The organism is Mesorhizobium sp. SEMIA396, assembly GCF_024518615.1.
GTDB lineage: Bacteria > Pseudomonadota > Alphaproteobacteria > Rhizobiales > Rhizobiaceae > Mesorhizobium.
This window is the reverse complement of sequence record NZ_JANIFC010000008.1, coordinates 81,318-97,057: the sequence shown is the minus strand read 5'-3', so window position 1 is coordinate 97,057 and position 15,740 is coordinate 81,318. Positions and strand designations below refer to the sequence as shown.

Genomic DNA, 15,740 nt, shown 5'->3' with positions numbered 1-15,740 from the left:
TGGAGGACTACCATGAACCCGATCCGCGCTTTCCGTAACTGGCGTATGTACACCGAGACCGTCCGCGAACTGAACCGTCTCAACGCACGTCAGCTCAGCGATCTCGGCATCAACCGCGCCGACATCGAAAAGATCGCCCGCAGGGCTATCTAAAGCCACGTCTGGTCCGCTCCGGCGGACCAAGCCGTGGAAGCCAGAGCCGCACCAGACGACTTTTGTCGCGGTTCCGAGCCCGCTGGACCCAGTCCGGCGGGTTTTGTCGTTTTGGGGCCGGCAACTGCATGCGGCTCGACAGCAATCTGAGGTTGACCTCAGCTTTCAGCATGGCATTTTGATCCTGCGGGTATCGGTTGGCGTGTGGGAGCGCGTTGACGATCCGAGCCGGCAAGACGCTGACTCTGAAAGGACTGTGCGCTCTCATGTTCGATGATCTTACGGACAGGATCTACGAGGCCGCGTTCGTGCCGGATTTATGGGCGGGTGCGCTCGAAGCGGCCAGCGAGCTTTCGAGTTCGGCTGACGGCGCGATCTTCCTGTTCAGCGACGGCTCCCCCGTTCGCGGCCGGTTGAGTGACGAGTCTCCCGGGCATGGCAATTCCCTTGAAACCGTCCGCTCCCTGTTCGATGAATTCATTGCCGGCGACAGCTGGAAATTCTCCGATGCGATTCAGCGCATGTGCAGCCTGCAACCGGCGAGTTTCGTGCAGGTCGAAGATTTTCTGACTGCCGACGAGCTCGAGCATGATCCGGTACGGATACAATTGAGGGCGGCAGGTATCGGCGCTCATATCTGTTCGGCGGTTGCCATGCCGAGCGGCGAACTGGTTACATTTGTCTTTCAACGCTGGACGCGGGACGGCACCTACGATCAGACGTCGATCGACAGGCTCGACCAGCTTCGCCCGCACTTTTCGCGTGCCGGCCTGGTATCGGCGCGGCTGGGCATGGAGCAGGCCAAAGCGAGCGTCTCGGCTCTCGAGGCCCTTGGTCTGCCGGCGGCGGTAATGACTGCATCGGGACGCGTGCTGACGGCCAATGTGCTGCTGGAAAACATGCCATCCGTTTTCATCGCCGCCGCACATGGCGGCATGGCACTTGCCGACGTGTCCGCGAATGAGCTTTTCCGGCAAGCCATTACGCACAATTTGCAAGATCGGGTCGTGCGTTCCATCCCCATTCCAGCCAGGGAGGGCCAACCGGCGCTGGTCATTCATCTCCTGCCGCTGCGCCGTGCCGCGCATGAGATCTTTTCCGGGGCTGACATTCTGGTTGCGGCGACGGCGATGAGCGCCAGCGCCACCGTGCCGTCGCCAAGCCTGCTTGCCGGCCTGTTCGACCTGACGCCCGCAGAGGCGCGGCTGGCGGCCTCCCTTGCGCAAGGGCGGCCGTTGAAGGAGGCAGCGGCAAGCTCCAACGTCACCGTCAAAACCAGCCGCACCTATCTCGAACGGATCTTCGCCAAGACCGGGACACGGCAACAAAGCCAGCTTGTCGCCTTGTTGAAGAGCGCGGAGCCGTTCCGATGAGCGGCGGCCTGATCGAAGCGATTTACGAGGCGGCTTTCGTTCCCGAGCTCTGGCCCGGCACGACCGGTTCCGCCTGCGGAGAGTTCCAACTGATTGTCGCTGATGCAGAACCGCGGCCGTTGAAGGATGCGGCGTCCGATCTGACCATCACCGTGAAAACCGGCTGCACCTATCTTGAGCGGATATTCGCCAAGACAGGAACCCGCCAGCAAAGCCAGCTTGCCGCCTTGGTGAAGAACGCGGAGTTGGTAGCGCAGCCAACGAGGCACAAGTGACTTCCGATCTGGCCGACCGCATCTACGAGGCTGCATTCGTGCCGGAGATGTGGCGCGACGTCCTGGAGCAGTTGAGCAGCGAGTCCAACTCGGCTGCCGCCTCGCTTGTCCTGTTCGATGACCGAGCCCCGCCAAAATTCATCGCGACCGATTTGATCTCGCCAGTGCTGGAGGCTTTCGACGCTGCCAATGGATGGCAGAAGAGCGAGGAGGTGCAACTCCTCTTCTCGATGACCCCGCCTTCGGCTTTTGTCTACGACGCCGATTATTTCCCCGCCGGAGCTCTGGCAAGCAATCACCTGCGCCTCGATCGCACCCGGCCGCTGGGGATTGGCGGACAGATTGGTTCGTTCATCGTCATGCCGACGGGGGAAATGGCACTGTTTTCGACCGAGCGCTGGCGCGACAACGATCGTCCTTCGGCAGACGATCTCGCGCGAATGAACGCGCTGCGGCCGCATCTGGCGCGTGCCAGCCTGATTGCGGCGAGGCTCGGGCTTGAGCGCGCGCAAGGAACAGTTGCGGCAATGGAAAGAATGGGACTGCCGGCTGCTGTCCTTTCATCCAATGGACGCGTGCTGGCCACCAACCCGCTGCTTGAGGCCATGCCCGCGATGTTCCTGCCGGTCGCCTTCGGCAGCATGGCGATTGGCGATGTGCAAGCAGACCTTTTGTTTCAGCAAGCCATCGCCGCCGTGCGCAGCGAGATCGAACCCTCGGTCCGATCAATCCCGGTACCCGCGCGACAAGACAGGCAGTCGATCATCGTCCATGTCCTGCCGCTGCTCCGTTCGGCGCATGATATCTTTTCGGGGGGCGACATCCTGATCGCCGCGACGGCGGTGAGCGCCAGTTCCATGGTGCCTTCGCCAACCCTGCTTGCCGGCCTGTTCGACCTGACGCCCGCCGAAGCGCGGCTGGCGGCCGCCCTTTCGCAAGGGCGGCCGTTGAAGGAGGCGGCGGCGCGTTCCAACATCACCGTGAAAACCGGCCGCACCTATCTCGAACGGATTTTCGCCAAGACCGGAACCCGCCAGCAAAGCCAGCTCGTGGCGTTGCTGAAGAACGTGGAGCTGCCCAACCGCGGCTGACAAGTGGGCGCATACACCTGTCGCTCAATGTCCAAATGCGGAGAAGCCGAGCGCCACCAGAGTTCCTCCCAATACGATGTCTGCATGCTTTCGAAAACGTGCGTAAAATCGCTGGGCGACCGGTTGGGAAATACAAAGGCCGAGAAGGCCAAACCAGGCGATGGCAATGGCAAAAACCAGCACAGCCAAGGATAGGTGCATTGCCCCGCGCGCATCCAAGTTCAGTGTGGAGGACGCGAAGAACAATGCGGTGGCAGGGTTTGCCACTGCCGTGACAAAGCCCAGCCGAAAGTATCGCGTGATTGGAACGGGCTTCGGCACGTCGAAGCCAACCTTGATCGACAGCGCCCGCCGCATCGAATTCCAACCGATGAAGACCAGCATTGCACCGTAGAGGCTGGCGGCCATCTGGTGTGCAAAGCCCCCTGACGGCAACGCTCCGGCGCCAGTCGCGACGATGGTCGCCAGCGAACTCGCGCCCAAGGCAACACCGGCGGCGGCAGACAGAGCCGTGGCGCGCGAAGCGGTTAGCGCGGCCTGCGTGACGACGGCGAAGTTGGCGCCGGGCAGCATTGCCACCAGCGCATAGGAAATGGCGAACGGAAGCAACCCCGCCACCACGGCGTGTCCGGTTTCGAACATCGACTTTCCCCGCATCGGCAGCGGCCCGCCGCCTCAAGGCGGGCCGCTGCAATCGAGGGCGGAACTTGCACGGAATGCTTTGCCTCCGACAGTCGGCATATGCCGACTGTCGGGTTCCAAAAACCAGGTTGCTACCTGCGCCCGGTGAGCGGTTCGGTGCTCTTGAGCAGCGCCACCAGTTCACTCTGCTGGCGGGTTTCGGTCTTGGCGAAGATACGTTCGAGATAGGTGCGGCCGGTCTTTACCGTGATGTTGGACGCTGCCGCGACCTCCTTCAGCGAGCGTCCCGATGCCAGTTCCGTCGCCAGGCGGGCTTCGGCCGGCGTCAGGTCGAATAGCTCGCGGACATACAACTCGAAGCCGTCGGGAATACGGCGGGCGACCTCCGTCACCATGACCACCGCGCAACGTTCGGACGCCAGGCCATAGGCACGGGCATCGACGAACGGCGCCACCGACAGCACCAGTCGCGCCAGGTCGGATTGCCGGCGATCGGACGGCACCAGCAGTGTACCGCCGACGCCCGGTATGACCCCGTCATGCAGCGAGCAGGCGTCGGCAACCAGCCGCTCCAGCTCCTGCGTATCCTCGGCACTGGCGGCCGCGATTGTGCCATCCCTTAATCGCAACGGACTGTCGGGCCGCGACAACATCGCTTCGGCGGCCCCGTTCATCTGTGCGATCTGCTGATGGCCGTTGATCAGAAACACGCCGAATGGCAGATGCGAAAACGCCGACGCCAGGGCCGACGTTTTCTCCAACTGCTGGCCGATCTGTCCGGCGCGCCGCATGTGCGGCACGATCTTGCGCAACAGGTCGATGTCTTCGGCGCCGAAGGCTTCCTGCCCTGGGCCGCGATCGATGCTGAGCATCCAGTGCGAGTCGTTCGACGAGAGCAGGTTGGAGACGAGGCCGTGATACATGTCGCGCGGCCGCAGCCAGTCCTGCCAGAGTTCGCGGCGGCGGAACGCCGCCACCTCCTCCGTCAGGGGCCACCGACTGACCTCTCCAAGGGGCAAGGCGGCCGATGCGGCAGCGAGCGGATCGCGCAGCAGGGCTTCGATGCCCTTTGGCGAGGTGAACTCCGGATCGAAATCGGTTGCAACAGCGTCAAAGGTCTGTGGGCTGATGCGCACGATGCAGGAGCGCGAGCCGCCGAACAGATCGCGCAGGCCGTTGACCGCATCGAGCCAGCGGCCCTGGTCATAGGCGGCCTCATAGACCTTGCCGACCACTGCGGAGACCGCTTCGATGCTGACGTCAGCCATTGACCCTTCCGGCGTTCAAGGATTGTCGTTGGGGAGAAAGCCTAAACATGCGGATCGTCTCGCGCAAGTTGTGACGCTGTGCAGCCAAGTTGTAGTGGTTCCAGGTCAAGCCCGCGAAGTATTAGAAGAAACTAATCTGTGGTTTTGGAGTCACAGCCTCGTTCAACAAGGTCGTAACCACCCGACAAAGCGACGAACAGTCGTCATATGACGACTGTTCGGGATGCCTCGCCATTGTCAGGTTCGGCTTATTGCTCGTTGGATCTCTTCCAACGCTGAGCCGAAACAATCGTTGTGGGGTGGCTGGAGAGGCATCAAGTCTGGTGCAAGGCAACCCCGCGGCGTCATTCTCGGGGGTGGATGTTGGTTTTCTCTTTGAAAATTCGCCTGTCACTAGCGCTTGCGGGGACAATGCTGCTGCTGACGACCGGCAGCGGCTTTGCGCAGTATCGCTGTCTGATAGACGACGGCACCGATGGTGGTGCGACCTCTTCCGGACCGAACAGCTTAGCGTGTGGCTCCCAGGCCAGCGCCAATCCGCCTGATCCGGCGAGCCCCACCTTTGGCTTTGCTACGGCTGTCGGAACCTTGGCCAAGGCTGAGGGGGACATATCGACCGCAGTGGGGACTTTCGCAACGGCCAATGGGCTGGGTTCCAGCGCGTTCGGTGCAAGTTCCAAGGCGACAGGCCGACTTTCAACGGCGACAGGCGCTTATGCGGAAGCAACGAGTTCGCAGTCCACCGCCACGGGCTACCACGCAATAGCGTCGGGCCCTGATGCCACCGCGACGGGACAGGGCGCCCAGGCCACGTCGCTCTATGCGACTGCGACCGGTTCGGCGAGCAAGGCCCTGGGCTACGGTTCAACGGCTACAGGCTACGACAGCCAGGCGAAGGGATCCACCGGCGAGGGAGGGGCAACGGCTACCGGAATGAGCAGCAAGGCACTGGGCGATTACTCGGTTTCGAATGGCTATTCCGCATCGGCTTATGGAGACAACAACACCGCTGTTGGAGCGCAGGCCATTACCGGCGGAACTTCAATAAACGGCTTCCAGAACAGGGCAAACACCGCCCTGGGCAGCGGCGCCTCGGCGGGCATCTCCGCCGATGGGCAGGTGAATTCGACGGCGGTCGGAGCTGGCGCCGCGGCCAATGCCTCGAATGCCTTGGCGTTGGGCAGCGGTGCGAAGGCCAATCTCGACAATTCCGTCGCCATCGGCCAGGGTATTGTGACCGACCGCACGAACCAGGTTAAGCTCGGCAGTGCCACGAACACCTATACGCTTTCGGGTGTTGCCTCGGATGCCAGCAGGGCTGAGCAGGTTGGCGTCACGCATCTGGTGACTACGGACGGTGCCGGCAATCTGGCGACATCCACCTTTGATATCGCAGCGTTGAACGACCTGCCAAACAACATCGCGGCTCTCGACGGCCGCGTCGGTGCGTTGGAGTCCGGCTTCCAGAACCTGGGCGGCGAGATCAGCGAAACCCGCACGGAAGCGCGTGCCGGCACCGCGCTGGCGTTGGCGACAGCGGGGCTGCGCTACGACGACAGGCCCGGCAAACTGTCGCTGGCTGGCGGCTTCGGTCATTTCAAAGGGCAATCGGGGCTGGCGCTCGGCCTTGGCTACAACACCAGCGAGGAGTTCCGCATGAACGCCGCCGTATCGGCAACCACCGGCCGTGGCGATGTCGGCGTCAGCGTTGGAGCCTCATGGACACTGAACTGACGCGGCCGGGATGATGCGGGGTTTGGGGCTTCAGCATTCCGTGCCGTTGCAGTGGCGGGCGCCCGGTTGGCGGACTTCGGGCGCCCGCGGTTTTTTCGCCGCATTGGCCATCGCGCTGATGGCCGCCGCGGTGCCTGCGCAGCCCGCGCATGCGCAAGCCAAGGAAAAGCGGGTGGGGCAAAAGACGGCGCGGCCTGCCGGTATCGACCGCAATGGGGTGCTGATCCTGATCCGCGGTGCGCTTTTGGCGCTCGACCAAGCCAACAAGACCGGTAACTACACCGTTTTGCGCGATCTCGGCTCGCCGAATTTCCAGGCCAACAGTGCGGCAGGGCTCGGCGACATCTTCGCCAACCAGCGCAAGCAGGCACTCGACTTCGGTGCCGTCGCGGTGCTCGAGCCGCAGCTGACCTTGCTGCCTCAGATCGAGCCGAACGGTATGCTGCATATGGCTGGCTTCTTCCCGTCGGTGCCCTTGCAGGTCAATTTCGAGCTTATGTTCGAGCCAACTGACCGGCAGTGGAAGATCTACGGCGTGTCCGTCAACCTGACATCAGGTGGCCCGCAAGCGCCCGACACGCCGGTGGCAGAGCAGTCGAAGCCGGACGCCGCCGGCCCGCCGCCGGAGGGGCCGTCGATGGCCGTACAGCCGAAGAAAGAGACCAAACCGGTCAAGCCGTAGCGTGTGGAGTGTTCATGCGCTGGTCCTGCCAAGTCCTGTGCGTAGCCTCGATGTCGGGAGCACCTGAGTTGACCGATGAAAAAAGGCTCCAGAGGTACATTTGCATACTCGACCCGACCAACGCATGGACGGTCTGGGATTGCGAGATGGAGATGCCGGCTTCACTGGGAGGCCAGCTTCTGACCGGGCGGCCGAAGGAGCGAGCCGAGGCTGCCCGCGCAATTCTGGAGCGTATCCACAAAAGCAAGATGGATGGTGGCAAGCCAAATCGGCTCCTCGATTAATCGTGCCTTCTGCGCTTCGTGGCGAGACCGCTGTCATGGTCGGCTCGGCCAGTTGGCGCGGGCTAGAGGCGGACCGTCGGCGCCGACAAGCTGATCCTTCGGATCAAGCTCGAAAGCCGGCTCTTTGCTGCTGCCGGCCATGTTGTGCAAGGGGCAACATGGCTGGCTGTGCAAGGTAGCTCGGGCCGACGGGTTTTCGTGCGGCTTGTCGCCCCACTCGCCGGTAAATTAGTCGAATGGAATGTGTATCCTCGATGTAACAGTCCGGCCACCGCAAGCGGTCATTGGCGGCACAAAGCGGCGGACCGTCGTCATTTGACGACTAGGAAAGCCGGCGGCATTCGATCAGCCATTGGCAGGAAACACTGACGATCGCTTCGGCTCCCGCCGAGGGCGATCTGTCGGGATCGGGGCTGGGGCACTACATGAATCTCAACGATCGCAATCGTCGCTATCGCAACCGCTTGCTGGTCAGCACGGCGATGGCCGGGGCGACGCTGCTCGGCTTGGGCCAAAATGCCGACGCCGCCTGCACGCCGGCGGCGCCACCCAACTATGTCTGCTCCGGCGTCAACACCACCGGCCAGATCGTACCCACCACGATCGGCTTGCCGCTCGACCTGGGCGACTTCATCGCCCTTGCCCTTGCTCCGGCCAACCCTTCGGTCACCACCGATCCGGGGTTCAGCGTTACCACCAGCGATCCCTTCGCGCTCGGCATACTGGGCAGCGGCGCGGTCAGCTACACCGATGCCAATTCTTCGGCGCTAAGCTCGACGACGGGCATCGGCCTTGGCGTCGTGTCGCTGGTTCCACAGGTGGCACCTCCCCATTACGGAGCGAACCCGGGTGGCGCGGTGACCATCGATACCAATGGTGCCTTGACCGGCGCCCTGATCGGCCTCGCCGCCATCAATACCGGCGACGGCGCCACCGCCGTCAACGCCACCGGCGATATCACGGCGACCGGCGCCAATGGCTATGGCGTCGTCGTCTATTCGCTAGGCTCGGATGCCGACGTCACCACCGGAAAAGTGAGCGGCACCAATGTCGGCATTTCCGCGATCAACCAGGGGGCGACCGCAGCCCTGAACATCACCGCCAATGGCGACGTGACTGGCGGCACCGGCGACGGCATCCATGCCGTCAATGGCGGACAACAACTCGATGTCGTCAATACGATTCTGAATGGTACCGTGACCTTTTCAGGCCCGACCGTCCCTGCTGGCAGCGATCTGAATGTCACCGCCTACGGCAAGGTGACCGGCGGCCGGTACGGCATCTTTGCCTCGAACGACGGCAGCGGCGCCACCAGCATCATAGCCACGATGGCTGCCGTAGCCGGCTCAAGCGAAGACGGTATTTATGCCACCAACGGCACCACGGCGACCGACCTGACGGTGAGTGCCGCGGCGGTTAGCGGCAAGGGCGGCATCGCCGTCACCAACAACGGCACAGGCTTCACCAGCGTTACGGCGACGGGCTTGGTGACTGGGGCAAGCAACAACGGCATCGATGCCTACACAGACGGGGCCGGACTGACGGTGAGTGCGGCGGCAGTCAATGGTGGCTTCGCCGGCATCTATGCCCAGAACAACGGGACCGGTGCCACCAGCGTGACCGCGACGGGTACGGTGACTGGAACGGTCGACAACGGCATCGATGTCTATACCACGGGTACGGGCCTGACAGTGAACGCCGTGGCAGTCACCGGCGGGACCAATGGTATCCGCGCCTACAACAGCGGCAACGGAGCCACCGGCGTGACGGCGACCGGCATGGTGACCGGAATAGGCACCGACGGCATATACGCCTTCAACGCCGCCACCGCGACGGGCGGCCTGACGATCGACGTCACGGCAGTCAACGGCCACGAAAACGGTATCAATGCCGATAACAGGGGAACCGGCGCCACCACCATCACGGCGACAGGTACGGTCGAAGGCGGCGACGCCGCGATCAAGGCGGTGTCGTCCGCGGGCCAGGCGATTTCCATCACCACCAGCGGTCTGGTGCGCAACAACGCGCAAACCTCCGCGGCGCTGGCAATCGATGCATCGGGCGGCCCGGTGGCCTTCAACAACAATGGGACCCTGATCGGCACGGTCAAGCTGGGCGCAGCAGTGGGCAATGTCGTCACCAACGGTGGCAATTGGGCCACCGCCGGCGGCAGCAACGCGTTCAGCGGCGGCACGTTGGTCAACAATATCGGCAACAACATTTATGCCGCCAACCTCGGCGCAACCGTCGCCGTGACGACGACGTTCAACGGCTTGGCCAGTTTCACCAACAAGGGCCAGTTGAGCATGATGAATGACGTGGCTGGCGACATCACCGAGCAGACTGGTGGCAATGCGGCCTTCGCCGCCGGCTCGGTGCTGGCCGTCGACGTCAGCGGTGCCAGCGCGGATAAATTCACAACCACGGGAACTGCCGATATCACGGATGCGATTCTAGGGGTGCGTGTCGGCGGCCTTGCTATCGGCACCTACACAGTGCTGACGGCGAATGGCGGGCTGACCGGTACGTTCAATAGTGTGACCGGTGTCACCAGCACTCCATTCCTGTCTGTGACCGACACCTATGATGCCAACAACGCCTATCTCGACGTGACCAAGGTGCGCGACTTCGCCGATGCCGGGCTGACGCCGAACCAGATTGCCACCGGTGAAGGGCTGGACAGCCTGACCGGTGGGGCTGTGTTCAATGCCGTTGCCGGTCTAGCCACCGACGCCGAAGCCCAGGCAGCCTTCGACCAGCTTTCGGGGGAAATCCACGCCTCGGCCAAGGGCATGCTGGTCGAGGACAGCCGCTTCGTCCGCGACGCAGCGACCAGCCGCATCCGCGCCGCTTTCGGCGATGTTGGCGCGGCCGCATTGCCGGTCATGGCCTATGGCGAAGGCGGCCCCGAAATGGTCGCCGCCGACACCGACCGTTTTGCCGTCTGGGGCCAGGCTTTTGGTTCCTGGGGCAGCACGGACTCCGACGGCAATGCCGCTGCCTTCGATCGTTCGACGGGGGGCCTGCTGGCGGGCGCCGACACGCTGGTGGGCGGCTGGCGTGTCGGTTTGCTCGGTGGCTACAGCCATTCGAGCTTCGATGCCGACGACCGAAACTCCTCCGGCAAGAGCGACAGCTATCACCTCGGCCTCTATGGCGGCACCAACTGGGGCGCCATCGCTTTCCGCACCGGCGCTGCCTACTCCTGGAGCAGTCTTTCGACCAAACGCTCGGTTGCTTTCAACGGCTTCACGGATGGGTTGTCGGCCGACTACGATGCCGGCACCGCGCAGGTCTTCGGCGAACTCGCCTACAAGGCCGATGCCGGACAATTCAGGTTCGAACCGTTCGCCAACCTGGCCTATGTCAGCGTCCATACCGACGGCTTCACCGAAGACGGTGGCGATGCGGCACTGACCAGCGCCGGTACGTCCACCGATGCGACCTTCACCACGCTCGGCCTGCGCGGTTCCTCGGACTTCGCGTTTGGCGGCATGAACGTCACCGCGCGCGGCATGCTCGGCTGGCGTCATGCCTTCGGCGATGTCACGCCGACCTCCAGCTTCGCCTTCGCCGGCGGCGACGCCTTCACCATCGCCGGCGTGCCGATCGCCAGGGACAGCGCGGTCGTCGAGGCTGGGCTCGACTTCAACATGTCGGCCAACGCGACGCTGGGCCTGGCCTATACCGGCCAATTCGGCGGCGGCACGGTCGACCAGGGCGCAAAGGTCGATCTCGCCGTGAAGTTCTGACGGCAACAGGTGGCGAGCAGCAAAAGCGCACCGTCACCACGGTAATGGCAAGAAACTGCTGGAGGTCACATGGTCAGGTCAAAGGTCGATTTCCACACCAAGCATGAAAGCGGTTTTGTCCCAACGCAGGGATGTAAACTGCCATTCGACACGGACCTTCTGGAAGGCGAGGCCAAGGCGCGAGAGAAATTGCTTGGCAAGCAGAATGCTTTCCTTTCCAAGACAAGACGTTCCGCCAAAGACGTCGACCATCTGATCGAAGAGATGGTCGCGTTCGAAAAGATCCGGTCCGGGCACTATTGGCGAGACTATCGGGCGGACCTGATTGCGCGGAACGTGCGATCGGCGGTTGGCAAAACAGGATCCTTGCTCGATCTAGGCAGATTGTCGCAACGACCACGACCAGCACGGTTATGATACCACGCCTCGATATACCGGACCTGGGGCCAGTTCCTTTTGGTCCGGTCGAACGGGGGGAATTGCAGAGGATCGACCTGAACACGGTCGATCGAGGAACCTACTTCGACAAGTGGTTCAACTATAATGGACGGTGGACGCTCACCCAACTCTACGATCATGCCGTGACCGATCCGGTACCGCTCTCGATGGATTTCGTCAGCGCCAACAATCTGGACCCATACGATTCGGATAGCCTGCGCGCCACGAGCGAGACCGGTATCTGGTTCACCTATGTGCCGGACATGGACGGCTACGTGACGGTTTTTTGGCTATCGGACCGCGTGACCTATCGCCTGTTCAGACAATACTATCCTCGCGATGCCGACGGCTGGGCGAATGGTTGGCTCTCGGTGGAAGGAGTTGTCGGCATCTGGACGAACAATTCATTCGCGGGTCGCGACTACGTCGAAATTTCGAGCAGCAACGGCAATGCGCACGACACGCTACAAGCGAGCGGGGTCCTTTTCATCCACAACAGTACATACCCCGTCCAGGCGGGGAAACCGGTCCATGTGCTGATCGGAACGCGGTCGAAAGTCTTTAGTGTCTGCGACGGAACGGGCATCAATTTGGGGGCGGGCGTTGTCGCGCGAATTGATCACCCCATTTCCATCTTCACGCGAGCGGGACTGGAGCCATATTCGCCGTTCTACTGAACCTGGATGACAACTGGCCGCTACCGTTTCGAGGCATTCGACCTGGGGTAGGTGGAGCTGTCGGGCCGATAACCGGCAGGCCGGAAAGCCGACGCGCGATTTTTTGCGCCGTCCGTCGAACAAGGGGCGGTCGCGCTCCGGGCGATCCGGCGGTCTTGAGCGCGCAGCGCACGCGGTGCGGTCTTTGGCTCCAAAAACGTTGCGAAACGACCCGAGAGCGGTTATACAGACCGCGAATTTCCCATTTTGGTGGCTCTAAACCACCGCCCGCGCGGGAACGCGGGCGAACGAGAAGGATTTGTAAAATGGCCAATACGCTGCTGATGCCCAAGGCGACCGCTGTCTGGCTGGTCGACAATACCGCACTTTCCTTCGAGCAGATCGCGCAGTTCTGCGGGCTGCACCCGCTCGAGGTCAAGGCAATCGCCGACGGTGAATCGGCGCAAGGCATCAAGGGCATGGACCCGATCATGACCGGACAGCTGACCCGCGACGAGATCGCCCGTGCCGAGAAGGATTCGAACCAGCGCCTGAAGCTTTCGGATCCCAAGGTGCGGGTGCCTGAATCCAAGCGCAAGGGTCCGCGCTACACGCCGCTGTCGAAGCGCCAGGACCGGCCGAACGCGATTCTGTGGCTGGTGCGCAACCATCCCGAGCTCAAGGACGCGCAGATCTCGCGCCTCGTCGGCACCACCAAGTCCACGATCGAGCAGATCCGTGAGCGCAAGCACTGGAATTCGGCCAATCTACAGCCGATGGACCCGGTGACGCTGGGCCTCGCCTCGCAGATCGACCTCGACATGGAAGTCAATCGCGCCTCGCGCGGCCGCGAACAGGCGCAGCCGGTCGGCGACACGCTGCTGCCGGCGGCCCTGACCGAGCGGCTGGTGCCGGCTCCCGAAAAGCCGAAAGACGAGGATGCCGAACTCGACGCCAATGCCGTGTTCGCCAAGCTCTCGGCCTTGAAGTCGAAGAACACGGACAATGACGACGACGAGTGAGGTTGTCTGACATTCCAAAAAAAAGCCCGCTTCGAGCGGGCTTTTTTATGTGGTCAACAACTCAGCTTCGCGCCGCGCGGTCCGGCGCCATGCCGTAATCCTCGCTGCGCTCCACCGCGCGGTAGAAGTCGGCGAGCTGCTTGCCGCGTTCCGGCTTGAAGATGCGGCCGGCGATGACCACGGAGGCAATGCGATCGATGCGGAAGGCGCGGAAATCGTCGCGCATCTCGCACCAGGCGACCAGGGTCCACACCTTGCCCCAAAACCACAGGCCGAGCGGGCGGATATCGCGGGCTGTGCCGCGGCCGGCCTCGTCGGAATAGTCGATGGTCAGCACCTGGCGTTTTTCGACCGCGCGCTCGATCAGGTCGATCGCCTCGCGGGCAGCGTCGCTGACCACCCACATCGGTGTGTGGATCTCGGTGCGGGCGATGCGGTCTTTCTCGGCATCGGGCAATACGGCGCCGATCTTGACCAGCGCCTCGTCTGCGGCCCTCGCCATGGCGGCACCGCCAAAGGCACGCACCATGCGGGCGCCGGCGACCAGCGCGACGATTTCGTCACGCGTGAACATCAGCGGCGGAAGGTCGAACCCCTCCCTCATCATGTAGCCAACGCCGGCTTCGCCGTCGATCGGCACTCCGGTCGACTGCAAATCGGCAATGTCGCGATAGATGGTTCGCTCGGAAACCTCGAGCCACGTGCCGAGCTTCTGGGCGGTGACCAATCGGCCACCGCGCAGATGCTGCACGATTTGGAAGAGCCTGTCGGCGCGGCGCATCGTATGGTCCCTCGGCGTTGTCTCTATGCATGTCGCCCAAAACTGATGTCCACTTTTGGACGGCACGGCATCGTGTTTTCGCGCATGCCGTTATCCCAAAACCGCAGAACACTTTTGGGCGGCGTGCCTCATGGTTTCAGCCCTTCGCGCTTGCGCTGCGCGGCGACGAACTCCGCGCCGAAGGACAGTTTCTTCGTCGTCGGTGTTTTCGCATCGAGCACGCGCCAGAACGGTGCCACGTCACTCAGCGCCATGCCGCGCTGAAGGTCCTCGTTGGCGGCTTCGGCAACAGTGCGCAGATGATAGCCTATGGTGACCGGGCATGTCACTTCGGCGCCATGCTCGACGGCAAGTGCTGTACGCAGCGCACGCACATCCATGTCGATGCCTTCGGGAATCGAGCGGATGAAATCATCGACCTGGCGCGCCGTCGGCACCAGCATAGGCTGTCCTTCGATGACATCGGCCATCGTGCGCGGCGTCGGCTTCACGCCGTTGATGCCAGGTGTGCTCAGTCTGTCTTTCCAACTCTTCATCGATCGTCCTTTGACGCCAATGCGTGGTGTCCGAAGCTGGCACCATTGCACGGCACTCCTGACAGCATACTGTCAGGAGCCTTCAGCATACTCCTTGGCAAACAGTGTCCGCATCCGCGCGAGATCGCTGCCTCTTTCGGGGTAGAGCGTCTTCAGAAAGGCGAGCGCGAAGGTGCCCGGCGCCGAGCCCGGCGCGGAAACAATTTTGCCGTCGGCTACGGCATGCGGCACATCCTGGTAGTTCTCGGCACCGGCATAACCGGTTTCATGACCCTTGATCCACTCGCGGCCATTGCTGGTATGCTTGGCCTTCTCGAACAGGCCGGCGCGGGCCAGCGCCAGCGTGCCGGCGCAGATGCCGCCGACCACACCGCCGCGCGATGCAATGGCGGCAAGCAGGTTGCCTACATCAGGCTGTGCCTTGCTCGTCCACTGGTCGGAACCAATGATGGCAATGGCATCGAGATCGGCATTCTCGCTGGCGCCTGTTGAGCGATCGGGGATCAGCCGAAAGCCACTAATGCCAGTCACCTGCTTGCCATCAGGCGTCAGCGACATGGCACGGGCGCCGAACCATTCGACCGCCGAGGCCGCCAGCAGCCCATACTCCCAGTCGGCAAAACCTTCGATGAAAAGGAAGCCGATCGTCTTCTGTTCGGGCATAAGCTCGCTCCCATCCTCACGCACCGGACCTGTTATCTGGGCGTTGACGCGCCGACATCCAATCGCCGGGTCGAAAAATTGGCTTTAATTGCCGCGAGGGCCACGATCCGCATACATGTCCGGCCAGCCGATATCCTTGCGAATGTCCGCCGGCAGCGAGTTCATGAACCGCTGAGTGCGGATCTCGTTGCGCATCGTGCGGATCTTGCCGACATAGTGCTGCATGCCGCGCAGAATGGTATAACCGTTCATGGCTAGTCTCCTCTCTCTGTGTAGAGGCACTATCGCATACCCCTCCTGACAGCAGTCTGTCAGGAGGATGGCAGGGCGCGAACAATAGTTCCGGACAGTGCGCGCGCCGCAGGGCAAGGCATCGTTTTTCGCCGCATC

At 62.7% G+C, this 15,740-nt stretch carries 17 protein-coding genes; 11 read left to right on the top strand and 6 right to left on the bottom strand.

What is annotated here, in order from left to right; genetic code table 11:
* The first annotated feature begins 12 nt into the window (after nucleotides 1–12).
* The 4 genes from NP503_RS19800 (at nucleotide 13) to NP503_RS19785 (ending at nucleotide 2,892) form a co-directional block, all read left to right on the top strand.
* Complete coding sequence (locus NP503_RS19800) at nucleotides 13–153, top strand: DUF1127 domain-containing protein (RefSeq protein WP_013529236.1); 141 nt, start codon at nucleotides 13–15, stop codon at nucleotides 151–153.
* Nucleotides 154–419: 266 nt separating this feature from the next.
* A complete protein-coding gene (locus NP503_RS19795) occupies nucleotides 420–1,526 on the top strand; it encodes a helix-turn-helix transcriptional regulator (protein WP_127270920.1) in 1,107 nt (368 codons plus the stop codon).
* Nucleotides 1,523–1,801 (top strand): hypothetical protein, encoded by a 279-nt coding sequence (locus tag NP503_RS19790; protein ID WP_127270922.1) that lies wholly within the window; start codon nucleotides 1,523–1,525, stop codon nucleotides 1,799–1,801. The genes NP503_RS19795 and NP503_RS19790 overlap by 4 nt, the downstream gene beginning before the upstream one ends.
* The gene (locus tag NP503_RS19785) at nucleotides 1,798–2,892 is read left to right on the top strand and encodes a helix-turn-helix transcriptional regulator (protein ID WP_127273828.1); all 1,095 of its coding nucleotides are present in this window, start codon (nucleotides 1,798–1,800) and stop codon (nucleotides 2,890–2,892) included. Before NP503_RS19790 ends, NP503_RS19785 begins: the two co-directional genes overlap by 4 nt.
* 24 nt (nucleotides 2,893–2,916) lie before the next feature.
* Here NP503_RS19785 and NP503_RS19780 read toward each other — a convergent pair whose 3' ends face one another.
* Both NP503_RS19780 and NP503_RS19775 read right to left on the bottom strand, forming a co-directional pair.
* A complete protein-coding gene (locus tag NP503_RS19780) occupies nucleotides 2,917–3,534 on the bottom strand; it encodes a LysE family transporter (RefSeq protein WP_127271743.1) in 618 nt (205 codons plus the stop codon).
* A 131-nt stretch (nucleotides 3,535–3,665) separates the two neighbouring features.
* Nucleotides 3,666–4,802 (bottom strand): helix-turn-helix transcriptional regulator, encoded by a 1,137-nt coding sequence (locus NP503_RS19775; RefSeq protein WP_127271745.1) that lies wholly within the window; start codon nucleotides 4,800–4,802, stop codon nucleotides 3,666–3,668.
* A 411-nt stretch (nucleotides 4,803–5,213) separates the two neighbouring features.
* Between NP503_RS19775 and NP503_RS19770 the strand changes: the two genes are divergently transcribed.
* From NP503_RS19770 to NP503_RS19740, 7 genes are all read left to right on the top strand, one after another.
* The gene (locus NP503_RS19770; protein ID WP_245456832.1) at nucleotides 5,214–6,536 is read left to right on the top strand and encodes a YadA-like family protein; all 1,323 of its coding nucleotides are present in this window, start codon (nucleotides 5,214–5,216) and stop codon (nucleotides 6,534–6,536) included.
* A 22-nt stretch (nucleotides 6,537–6,558) separates the two neighbouring features.
* Nucleotides 6,559–7,218 carry a hypothetical protein gene (locus tag NP503_RS19765; RefSeq protein WP_372958888.1) on the top strand — a complete coding sequence of 220 codons (660 nt, stop codon included), beginning with the start codon at nucleotides 6,559–6,561 and terminating at the stop codon, nucleotides 7,216–7,218.
* 68 nt (nucleotides 7,219–7,286) lie between these two features.
* Complete coding sequence (locus tag NP503_RS19760; protein ID WP_127271747.1) at nucleotides 7,287–7,502, top strand: hypothetical protein; 216 nt, start codon at nucleotides 7,287–7,289, stop codon at nucleotides 7,500–7,502.
* A gap of 425 nt (nucleotides 7,503–7,927) precedes the next feature.
* Complete coding sequence (locus tag NP503_RS19755) at nucleotides 7,928–11,254, top strand: autotransporter domain-containing protein (RefSeq protein WP_127271749.1); 3,327 nt, start codon at nucleotides 7,928–7,930, stop codon at nucleotides 11,252–11,254.
* 69 nt (nucleotides 11,255–11,323) lie between these two features.
* Nucleotides 11,324–11,671 carry a hypothetical protein gene (locus tag NP503_RS19750; RefSeq protein ID WP_164748828.1) on the top strand — a complete coding sequence of 116 codons (348 nt, stop codon included), beginning with the start codon at nucleotides 11,324–11,326 and terminating at the stop codon, nucleotides 11,669–11,671.
* A gap of 62 nt (nucleotides 11,672–11,733) precedes the next feature.
* Nucleotides 11,734–12,369: a hypothetical protein gene (locus tag NP503_RS19745; RefSeq protein WP_164748827.1), complete on the top strand. Its 636-nt coding sequence runs from the start codon at nucleotides 11,734–11,736 to the stop codon at nucleotides 12,367–12,369.
* 305 nt (nucleotides 12,370–12,674) lie between these two features.
* Entirely contained in the window at nucleotides 12,675–13,370 is a 696-nt protein-coding gene (locus NP503_RS19740; RefSeq protein ID WP_127269986.1) for a DUF1013 domain-containing protein, read from the top strand.
* 61 nt (nucleotides 13,371–13,431) lie between these two features.
* On the opposite strand, the gene NP503_RS19735 is transcribed toward NP503_RS19740, so the two are convergent.
* The 4 genes from NP503_RS19735 to NP503_RS19720 form a co-directional block, all read right to left on the bottom strand.
* Nucleotides 13,432–14,151 (bottom strand): YafY family protein, encoded by a 720-nt coding sequence (locus NP503_RS19735; protein WP_013529238.1) that lies wholly within the window; start codon nucleotides 14,149–14,151, stop codon nucleotides 13,432–13,434.
* Between the two features lie 128 nt (nucleotides 14,152–14,279).
* The gene (locus tag NP503_RS19730; protein ID WP_127271751.1) at nucleotides 14,280–14,687 is read right to left on the bottom strand and encodes a hypothetical protein; all 408 of its coding nucleotides are present in this window, start codon (nucleotides 14,685–14,687) and stop codon (nucleotides 14,280–14,282) included.
* Nucleotides 14,688–14,759: 72 nt separating this feature from the next.
* Nucleotides 14,760–15,350 carry a DJ-1/PfpI family protein gene (locus NP503_RS19725; protein WP_127271753.1) on the bottom strand — a complete coding sequence of 197 codons (591 nt, stop codon included), beginning with the start codon at nucleotides 15,348–15,350 and terminating at the stop codon, nucleotides 14,760–14,762.
* An 84-nt stretch (nucleotides 15,351–15,434) separates the two neighbouring features.
* A complete protein-coding gene (locus tag NP503_RS19720) occupies nucleotides 15,435–15,602 on the bottom strand; it encodes a hypothetical protein (RefSeq protein WP_013529241.1) in 168 nt (55 codons plus the stop codon).
* Nucleotides 15,603–15,740 lie beyond the last annotated feature (138 nt).